Source organism: Amycolatopsis sp. SID8362, assembly GCF_010550475.1.
Lineage (GTDB): Bacteria > Actinomycetota > Actinomycetes > Mycobacteriales > Pseudonocardiaceae > Amycolatopsis > Amycolatopsis eburnea.
This window is the reverse complement of sequence record NZ_JAAGNB010000238.1, coordinates 1-8,890: the sequence shown is the minus strand read 5'-3', so window position 1 is coordinate 8,890 and position 8,890 is coordinate 1. Positions and strand designations below refer to the sequence as shown.

Annotated in this window: 11 protein-coding genes; 6 read left to right on the top strand and 5 right to left on the bottom strand. The window is 71.1% G+C overall.

Annotation, left to right across the window (positions count from 1 at the left end; genetic code table 11):
- The 3 genes from trpD to G3I65_RS08160 all read right to left on the bottom strand — a co-directional run.
- Window positions 1-900 (bottom strand): anthranilate phosphoribosyltransferase (gene trpD, locus G3I65_RS08170; protein WP_160695549.1); only part of this gene is annotated, 900 nt, incomplete at its 3' end.
- A 5-nt stretch (window positions 901-905) separates the two neighbouring features.
- Complete coding sequence (locus G3I65_RS08165) at window positions 906-1,307, bottom strand: hypothetical protein (RefSeq protein ID WP_160695548.1); 402 nt, start codon at window positions 1,305-1,307, stop codon at window positions 906-908.
- A gap of 57 nt (window positions 1,308-1,364) precedes the next feature.
- Window positions 1,365-1,778, bottom strand: a complete 414-nt coding sequence (locus tag G3I65_RS08160; protein WP_160695547.1) for a hypothetical protein — start codon at window positions 1,776-1,778, stop codon at window positions 1,365-1,367.
- A 95-nt stretch (window positions 1,779-1,873) separates the two neighbouring features.
- On the opposite strand from G3I65_RS08160, the gene G3I65_RS08155 reads away from it, so the two are divergent.
- The 5 genes from G3I65_RS08155 (at window position 1,874) to G3I65_RS08135 (ending at window position 6,630) form a co-directional block, all read left to right on the top strand.
- Window positions 1,874-2,497, top strand: a complete 624-nt coding sequence (locus G3I65_RS08155; protein WP_086681061.1) for a heme-copper oxidase subunit III — start codon at window positions 1,874-1,876, stop codon at window positions 2,495-2,497.
- A 61-nt stretch (window positions 2,498-2,558) separates the two neighbouring features.
- A complete protein-coding gene (locus G3I65_RS08150) occupies window positions 2,559-3,377 on the top strand; it encodes a c-type cytochrome (RefSeq protein WP_160695546.1) in 819 nt (272 codons plus the stop codon).
- A complete protein-coding gene (locus tag G3I65_RS08145) occupies window positions 3,374-4,528 on the top strand; it encodes a ubiquinol-cytochrome c reductase iron-sulfur subunit (protein WP_160695545.1) in 1,155 nt (384 codons plus the stop codon). Before G3I65_RS08150 ends, G3I65_RS08145 begins: the two co-directional genes overlap by 4 nt.
- Window positions 4,525-6,198, top strand: coding sequence for a cytochrome bc complex cytochrome b subunit (locus tag G3I65_RS08140; RefSeq protein WP_160695544.1), 1,674 nt, complete (start codon window positions 4,525-4,527; stop codon window positions 6,196-6,198). Before G3I65_RS08145 ends, G3I65_RS08140 begins: the two co-directional genes overlap by 4 nt.
- Window positions 6,199-6,276: 78 nt before the next feature.
- Window positions 6,277-6,630, top strand: coding sequence for a VOC family protein (locus tag G3I65_RS08135; RefSeq protein ID WP_160695543.1), 354 nt, complete (start codon window positions 6,277-6,279; stop codon window positions 6,628-6,630).
- 3 nt (window positions 6,631-6,633) lie between these two features.
- Here G3I65_RS08135 and G3I65_RS08130 read toward each other — a convergent pair whose 3' ends face one another.
- Entirely contained in the window at window positions 6,634-6,915 is a 282-nt protein-coding gene (locus G3I65_RS08130) for an Lrp/AsnC family transcriptional regulator (RefSeq protein ID WP_086856699.1), read from the bottom strand.
- Window positions 6,916-6,972: 57 nt separating this feature from the next.
- Window positions 6,973-7,710 carry a maleylpyruvate isomerase family mycothiol-dependent enzyme gene (locus G3I65_RS08125; RefSeq protein WP_160695542.1) on the bottom strand — a complete coding sequence of 246 codons (738 nt, stop codon included), beginning with the start codon at window positions 7,708-7,710 and terminating at the stop codon, window positions 6,973-6,975.
- Window positions 7,711-7,755: 45 nt separating this feature from the next.
- Here G3I65_RS08125 and G3I65_RS08120 point away from each other — a divergent pair, with 45 nt between their 5' ends.
- Window positions 7,756-8,646: a MerR family transcriptional regulator gene (locus G3I65_RS08120; RefSeq protein WP_160695541.1), complete on the top strand. Its 891-nt coding sequence runs from the start codon at window positions 7,756-7,758 to the stop codon at window positions 8,644-8,646.
- Window positions 8,647-8,890: the final 244 nt, after the last annotated feature.

Here is an 8,890-nt window from a genome sequence, read left to right as displayed (position 1 = left end):
GGCCGCGTTGATCAGCACGGCGTCGCGGACCGGGCCCGCCTTGCCGCCCACCAGCTCGCGGACCACCTCGGCGTTCGCCGCCGCGTCGCCGCCGCGCAGGTCGTCCGCCGTCGCGCGGGGGATGCCCAGGTCGGCCGGGTCGAGGGAACGCTCGGTGACCGTGCCGCCCGAGACCACCCAGACCGTCGACGTCGTCGTGGTGGTGATCTCGTCGAGGCCGTCGTCGCCGCGGACGACCAGGGCCGTCGTGCCGCGGCGGGCGAACGTCTCGGCCAGCACCCGGGTCTTGTCCTCGTACGCGCAGCCGATGACCGCGGCACTCGGCTGGGCCGGGTTGGTGAGCGGGCCGAGCAGGTTGAACGTCGTCGGGATGCCGAGCTCGCTGCGCACCGGGCCGGCGTGGCGCAGCGCCGGGTGGAACGCCGACGCCAGGAAGAAGCCGATCCCGACCTCGTCGAGGCTGCGGCGCACGTCCTCCGGCGGCAGGCTGATCCGCACGCCGAGCGCCTCGAGGACGTCGGCCGCGCCGGACTTCGACGACGCGCTGCGGTTGCCGTGCTTGGCCACCGGCGCGCCGGCGGCCGCCGTGACGATCGTCGCCATCGTCGAGATGTTGACCGAGTTCGAGCCGTCGCCGCCGGTGCCGACGATGTCGACGGCCGGGCGGTCCAGCTCGACGCGGCGGGCGTGCGCCAGCATCGTGGCCGCCATGCCGGCGATCTCCTCGGGCGTCTCGCCCTTGGCGCGCAGCGCGACCGCGAACCCGGCGATCCGGGCCGGGCTCGCGGCGCCGCTCATGATCTGGTCCATCGCCCACGCCGTGTCCTCCGCGGAGAGGTCGACGCCCGCGATGAGCTGCTTGAGCAGGGGTGGCCAGGTGCGGGGGACCGGGGTGGTCATCGGGCTCAGCCGTTCACGACGGGGACCCGTCGCAGCACGTCGGCGACGGTCTCCGCGGCGGTCAGCGGGTCCAGCGGGTGCACCAGCACGGCGTCCGCCTGCGACCAGGTCGCCAGCCACCGGTCGTCCTTGCGCCGCACCGACACCACGATCGGCGGGCAGTCCGTGATCTCGGCCTTGAGCTGGCGGCAGAGGCCGATGCCGCCGGTCGGCTGCGCCTCGCCGTCGAGGATCGCCAGGTCGACGTTGCCCGCGTCCACCTCGGACAGCACGTCCGCGATCCCGGCCGCCTCGACGTAGTCCACGCGCGCCAGGTCCGCCGCCGGACGGCGCCCGACCGCGTTCACGATCGCCTCGCGCACCTCCGCCTTGTGGCTGAACACCAGGACCCGCATCGACTCGCCCATTGAGCACGCCTCCGTCTCGTCACCGAACTCCGTCGATCGTATCGGCCGAGACGGACATCACGCGGTCGGCTCCGGCTGGAGCGCGTCCCAGCCCAGCGCGTCGCCGCCCAATCGTTGCGCGAGGCCCGCCATCCGGGACCGTTCCTGGGCGCAGTGGAGCGCGTCGAGCACCTGGACGCGCACCGCGAGCACCCGCGCGAAGTCACCCGAAACGCCCTGTTCCCGCAGGTCGTAGCCGTCTTGCGCGAGGATCGACGCCGCTTCGGCGACCCGGTCCGGCGGCAGCAGCAGGTGGTGCCGCAGGACGGCCGGTGCCGTGCTGACCCAAGCGGGTGAACCGGCGAGCACGGCGGAGTCCGCGACGACCGGGTCGAAGGCTTCCGCGACGATCTCCAGCCCGGGGTCGTCGGGCCCGAGAACAGGCGTTTCGCGCCTCTTGACCAGGTTGAGCAGGCGGTTCACCAAACCCATGAGTAGCTCTCACCTTCCCGGGCATCCCGTGTGATCGGCAACGCAGGCGGCTCGCCGTGGACCCACCCGGCGGAGCGGTGGTGCGAGAGGACATAATGCGACGCGTGACAACGGCAGCTCCCACCATCAGTCAGCGGGTCCACTCGCTGAACCGGCCGAACATGGTCAGTGTCGGCACCATCGTGTGGCTGTCCAGCGAACTGATGTTCTTCGCCGGGCTGTTCGCGATGTTCTTCACCGTCAAGGCGCAGAACTCCTCCGGCCAGTGGCCGCCGCCGTTGCACGGCGAGGAGTTCCACCTCAACGTGGCGTACGCGATCCCGTTCACGGTGATCCTCGTGCTGTCCTCGCTGACCTGCCAGTTCGGGGTGTTCGCCGCCGAGCGCGGCGACGTCTACGGGCTGCGCCGCTGGTACATCATCACGTTGATCATGGGCGCGATCTTCGTCGGCGGCCAGGCCAACGAGTACCACAACCTGGTCGAAGAGGGGATGACGATCCCGTCCGGCCCGTTCGGCACGGTCTTCTACCTCGCCACCGGGTTCCACGGCCTGCACGTCATCGGCGGGCTCATCGCCTTCGTGTACCTGCTCATCCGCACCAAGCTGAGCAAGTTCACGCCCGCCCAGGCCACGTCGGCGATCGTCGTGTCCTACTACTGGCACTTCGTCGACATCGTGTGGGTCGGCCTGTTCGGTGTGATCTACCTCCTTCCGTAGGTCCGCCCAGCCGCCACCACCATCACCATCGGCCTGAACTGACAGCAAGGGTTGCCGCAAGATGACCACCAGCACCAAATCGTCGGAGCGCCGCTACCGCGCGCGGTCGAAGCTGCGGAGGCGGTTCGCCGGCCTGCTCGCGCTCGGGATCGCGCTGGTGGGCGCCGGCGCCCTGTACGCCGTGTTCGCCCCCGAGCCGCAGACCGCGCAGGCCCAGGGCACGCCGGCGCAGCTGCGCTTGGGCGAGCAGGTCTACAACAACACCTGCATCGCGTGCCACGGCGCGAACCTCGAAGGCGTGCAGGACCGCGGGCCGAGCCTGATCGGCATCGGCGACGCCGCGGTGTACTTCCAGACTTCTTCGGGCCGCATGCCCGCCGCGCGCCAGGAGGCGCAGATCGAGCGGAAGCCGCCGAAGCTGACCGAGGCCGAGATCGACGCGGTCGGCGCCTACATCCAGGCGCACGGCGGCGGCGTCCAGCGCCCGGCCGAGAAGGGCGAGGCCCTGCGCGGGTCCGACCCGGCGCGCGGTGGCGAGCTGTTCCGCCTGAACTGCGCTTCGTGCCACAACTTCACCGGCCGCGGCGGCGCGCTGTCGGCGGGCAAGTACGCGCCGAACCTGGACCCGGCCAGCGAAGAGCAGATCTACACGGCCATGCTCACCGGCCCCCAGAACATGCCGAAGTTCTCCGACCGGCAGCTGTCGCCGGAGGAGAAGAAGGACATCGTCGCCTACGTGAAGTCGGTGTCCGACGGCAACAATGACCCGGGTGGTAACGGCCTCGGCGGGGTCGGCCCCGCTTCGGAGGGCGTCATCGCCTTTATCGTCGGTATCGCCGCGCTGATCGGCGTGACGTTGTGGATTGGATCGAAGGCATGAGTGCCGAGGGGCCGAAGCCGCCGACGGAGGCGGAACTGGCTGAGATGGACCGGGACCAGCTGGTCAAGCTGGGCGGGCAGCTCGACGGCGTCGAGATCGTCGAGTACCCGACCCCGTGGCCGGTGGAGGGCACCCGGGCGGAGCGCCGTGCCGAGCGCCTGGTGGCGTTCTGGTTCGCCCTGTCCGCCGTGGCCGGGCTGGCCTTCGTCGTCTCGCTGATCTGGTGGCCGTGGAAGTACGAGTCGCCGGACAACGAGAGCGGCCACTTCTGGTACAGCCTCTACACCCCGATGCTCGGCATCACGCTCGGCCTGGCCATCCTCGGCCTCGGCATCGGCGTGATCCTGTACACGAAGAAGTTCGTGCCGGCCGAGGTCGCGGTGCAGGAGCGCCACGACGGCGAGGGCAAGGGGTCGGCCGAGGTCGACCGCCAGACGTTCCTCGCGCACCTGGCCGACGCCGGCAACCGCAGCACCATCGCGCGCCGGTCGCTGATCAAGCGCTCGGCGATCGCCGGGGCCGGCACGCTGGGCCTCGCGGCCGCCGCGCTGCCGCTCGCGTCCTTCATCAAGAACCCGTGGAAGGACAGCGAGACCCGCGAGTCGCTGTGGCACACCGGCTGGCAGCCGAACTTCCCGGGCGAGAAGGTCTACCTGCGCCGCAACACCGGCAAGCCGCTGGAGGAGGGCGAAGAGGTCAGCCTGGTCAAGGCCGAGGACCTCGACGCCGGCGCGATGGAAACCGTCTTCCCGTACCGCGAGTCCGAGAAGGACAAGCCGGAACTGCTCGCCGCCGCGCTGACCCGGGTGGACAACCCGGTCATGCTGATCCGCCTGCGCCCGACCGACGCCGCCAAGGTGGTCAAGCGGGCCGGCCAGGAGGACTTCAACTTCGGCGACTACTACGCGTACACGAAGATCTGCAGCCACGTCGGCTGCCCGACCTCCCTGTACGAGCAGCGCACCAACCGCATCCTGTGCCCCTGCCACCAGTCGCAGTTCGACGCGCTGCACTACGCCAAGCCGATTTTCGGCCCGGCGACGCGTCCGCTGGCCCAGCTACCGATCACGGTGGACGAAGAGGGATACTTGATCGCGCGAGGCGACTTCATCGAGGCCATCGGTCCGGCCTTTTGGGAGCGTAAGTCATGAGTTCACTCACCACGCCGACCAAGGGGTCGAGTGCCGTGGAGCGGCACTTGGGCGAGGCCGCGGACAACGCGGACCAGCGGTACCACGCGGCCAAGGGCCTGCGGCACCAGATGAACAAGGTCTTCCCGACGCACTGGTCGTTCCTGCTCGGCGAGATCGCGCTCTACAGCTTCATCATCCTGCTGCTCACCGGCGTGTACCTGACCCTGTTCTTCGACCCCTCCATGCAGGAGGTCGTCTACCAGGGCAGCTTCAAGAACATGCAGGGCCTGGAGATGTCGCAGGCCTTCCGCACGACGCTGGACATTTCGTTCGACGTCCGCGGCGGGCTGTTCATGCGGCAGCTGCACCACTGGGCGGCGCTGATCTTCGTGGCGTCGATGGCCGTGCACATGCTGCGCATCTTCTTCACCGGCGCCTTCCGGCGCCCGCGTGAGGCCAACTGGGTGATCGGCGGGCTGCTGCTGATCCTGGGCTGCTTCGAAGGCTTCTTCGGCTACTCGCTCCCGGACGACCTGCTCTCGGGTACCGGTATCCGCGCGACGCTGTCGGGCATCGTCCTCTCGGTGCCGGTGATGGGCACCTGGATCCACTGGGCGCTGTTCGGCGGGGAGTTCCCCGGCGACCAGATCATCCCGCGCCTGTACACGCTGCACATCCTGCTGCTGCCGGGCATCATGCTCGCGCTGGTCGGGGCGCACCTGGCGCTGGTCTGGTACCAGAAGCACACCCAGTTCCCGGGGGTGCGCCGCAAGGAGACCAACGTCGTCGGCGTCCGGATCATGCCGTACTTCGCGCTCAAGGGCGGGGCGTTCTTCACCCTGGTCGTGGGCGTGCTGGCGCTGATGTCGGGCCTGTTCCAGATCAACCCGGTGTGGAACTTCGGCCCGTACAACCCGGCGCAGGTGTCGGCGGGCTCGCAGCCCGACTGGTACATGGCCTGGGCCGACGGCATGCTCCGGATCTGGCCCGCGTGGGAGGTCTACCTCGGGAACTACACGATCCCGGCGGTGTTCTTCCCCGGCGCGATCGGCATGCCGATCCTGTTCGGCCTGTTCCTGACCTACCCGTTCCTCGAGCGGAAGCTGTCCAAGGACACCGCGCACCACAACCTGCTCCAGCGGCCCCGGGACGTCCCGGTCCGCACGGCGCTGGGCGCGATGGCGCTGGGCTTCTTCATGGTGATCGAGCTGTCGGGCTTCAACGACATCATCGCCGACCAGTTCGACATCTCCCTGAACGCGACGACGTGGGCGGGCCGCATCGGCGTGCTCCTCGTGCCGCCGCTGGCGTACTACTTCACCTACCGGATCTGCCTTGGCCTGCAGCGGGCTGACCGCGAGGTGCTGGAGCACGGCGTCGAGACCGGCATCATCAAGCGGCTGCCGCACGGTGAGTTCATCGAGATCCACCAGCCGCTCGGCGGCGTGGACAGCCACGGCCACGCGATCCCGCTCGAGTACCAGGGCGCGTCCGTGCCGAAGAAGATGAACAAGCTGGGCTCGGCCGGCCAGGCCGTCCCGGGCACGCTCTGGTCGCCGGACCCGGCCGAGGAGACCGCCGCGCTGCAGCGGGCCCACGGCAACGGGCACTCCGGTGCGGAGAACGGCGAGCACGGTGAGTTCGACTCCGCCGATGCGGCTTCGGCCGCGAAGCAGTCGGACCACTAGCCGTACCCCAAGCGCGAAGGCCACCTCCGGTTCGCCGGAGGTGGCCTTCGGTGTTTCCGTGCTGGCACGATGCGCGGCATGGAACGCGTGCTCGGCATCGGTGGTTACTTCTTCCGCGCGGCGGACCCGGCGGCCCTGGGGGCCTGGTACCGGGACTGCCTGGGCCTCGACGCCGACGAACACGGCAGCTGGCCGCAGGAGGCCGGGCCGACCGTCTTCGCGCCGTTCGAGGCCGGGACGGACTACTTCGGGTCGCCCGCCCAGCAGACGATGCTCAACTTCCGGGTCCGCGACCTGGACGCGATGCTGGCGCAGCTGCGCGCCAAGGGCGCCGACGTGGCCGAGGACGTCCAGGACATGGCCGGCGTCGGCCGCTTCGGCTGGGTCACGGATCCCGAGGGGAACCGCGTCGAGCTGTGGCAGCCCGCCTGAGCGTCAGTCTTCGACGCCGATCGAGAAGGCCGACTCGGTGTCGGCACGGGAGTAGGACCGGAACGCGATGTGCGTGACGGTGTCCAGCACGCCCGGCACCTTCCCGATCCGGCCGGGGATGAGGTCGGCCAGCTCCTCGTGCGCGGACACCTTCACGGTGGCGATGAGGTCGACGTCCCCGGCGCACGAGTAGACCTCGCCGACACCCTCGATGTCGGCGATCGCCTGCGCCGCGTCCGGGATCGCGTCCGCCTCAACCTGGATCAACACGATCGCGGTGATCACCTGGGTCCTCCAAGACTCGTCTGCGGGTGTCGCCGGTGATCCTAGTGAGCCGCCTCGCTACGCCGCCGTGTGCGCCAGCCAGTGCTCGGCCAGCGCGTGGTCACCGGTGACGCGCACGCGGTCCGCGGGGAGCCGGCGGGTGAGGACGAGCAGGAGGTCCCGCACGGGCCCGGCGAGGGTCGCGTCGGCCGGGCCGGGTGCGTGCGTCCAGCGGACGCCGTCTGGGGTGCGGGTGATGAGCCAGCCGGGGCCGTCGTCCGGGGCGAGCCGCAGGGTCTGGCCGGTGCCGCGGAGCTGGGCGAAGGCGGGGTTCAGGGTCGCCGTGGCGGGGTCGGCGAGGATTTCCAGCCACTCGCTGATCGCGTCGCCGGCGAGGTCGGGGGCGACGTCGAACGCGGCGCCGGTGGCGAACGCGGCGTCGGCGTGGTGGACGGTGGTGTCGTGCGCCATCCGCCGCAGCCAGAACCGGGCGGGCTGGGGGCCGAAGAACGTCCACACGGGTGTCTCGTCGGCGGCCAGGATGGCGTCCTCGAGCTCGGCGGCGCCCTGGAGCAGCCAATCGGACCACTTCTCGGGCGAGCCGGGGTCGGCGTCGAAGGGGTCGGGGACGGGGGAGGGCCCGGAGCCGACGATGCTCGCGGCCCAGCGGTGGGCCTGCCCGATGTGCCCGACGAGCACCCGCAGCGGCCAGTCGGGGCAGGTCGGCACCCGCGTTTCGGGATCGGCGCCGGTCACCGCCCCGGCGAACGCGGCGGTGTGGTCGTGGAGGCCTTCGGCGAGTCTGGTGGTGTCCATGGGCCGTACCGTAGGAATTCCACCCGGCTGGAGGTTCGACCGAAGGTGACCGAGGACACACTGGGCATCGGCGACCTGGCCCGGCGGACGGGCGTCCCGGTCCGCACGATCAGGTTCTACTGCGACGAGGGCCTGCTGGAGCCCGCCCGCAGCGTCGGCGGCCACCGCCGCTTCGAAGCGGCGGCCGTGGAGCGCCTCGAGCTGGTGCGCCGGCTGCGCGGCCTCGGTCTCGGCCTGCGTTCGATCACCGACGTCCTGGGCGGCCGCCGTTCCCTGGACGACGCGGTGGCGGCCGAGCGGACGGCGCTCGACCGCGAGCTGGCCACTCTGTCCTGGCGGCGTTCGGTGCTGCGCGCGGTGGAGGAAGCGCCGTCCCGCCTGGACCTGCTGTCGGCGGTCCAGGACGGCCCGGCGGCGCGCGAGGCGCTGGTGCGGCTGTGGGAGCCGATGACGGCGGGCCCGCTCCCGCCGGACACGGTCCGGATGTTCCTGGACATCGGCGCGCCGGTGCCGCCGGAGTCGCCGACGACCGCGCAGGTGGTCGCGTACGCGGAGCTGGTGGTGCTGGCGGCCGACCGGGAGCTGGCGGTGGGGCTGCGGGCGAGCACGCTGGTGGCCCACGAGCGGATCGCGGACCTGGGCGCGTTGCACGGCTCGGTGGGCGAGGCCTGCGTCTTGGCTTCCGGTGCGGTGTCGGCTGGTCTCCCACCCGCAGCCGGGCCGGCGCTCGACCGGTTCGTGGCGGCTCATGCGACGGCCCATCGCGCAGTGGACAGCGTGGAGTTCCGGCGGGCATTGAACCGGCGGACGGCCGCGGACCGGTCACCGCGGATGCGGCGGTATTGGCATTTGGCGGGGGAGGTCACGGGGGAGGCCGCGCCGATGGGGGTTGCGCACACCTGGCTGCTCGATGCGCTGGCCGGATCGGTGGGGTGAGGGGCGAGGGCCGGGTGAGGTGCTGGGGGCCGTTGGGGCTCATGTGAGGGCCCCGCTCAGTGGGGCCCGGTTCGTGCGCCGGCCGCAGCCGACTACTGCGCCGCAGCGTGCGTGGCTTGCCCTGGCGTCGCCGACCGAGCTGGCCGCCGCAGCGTGCGTGGCTGGCTGCGCTGGTGTCGCCGACCGAGCTGACCGCCCCAGCGAGCATGGCCGCCCGCCGTGGGGTCGCCGACGGAGCTGGCCG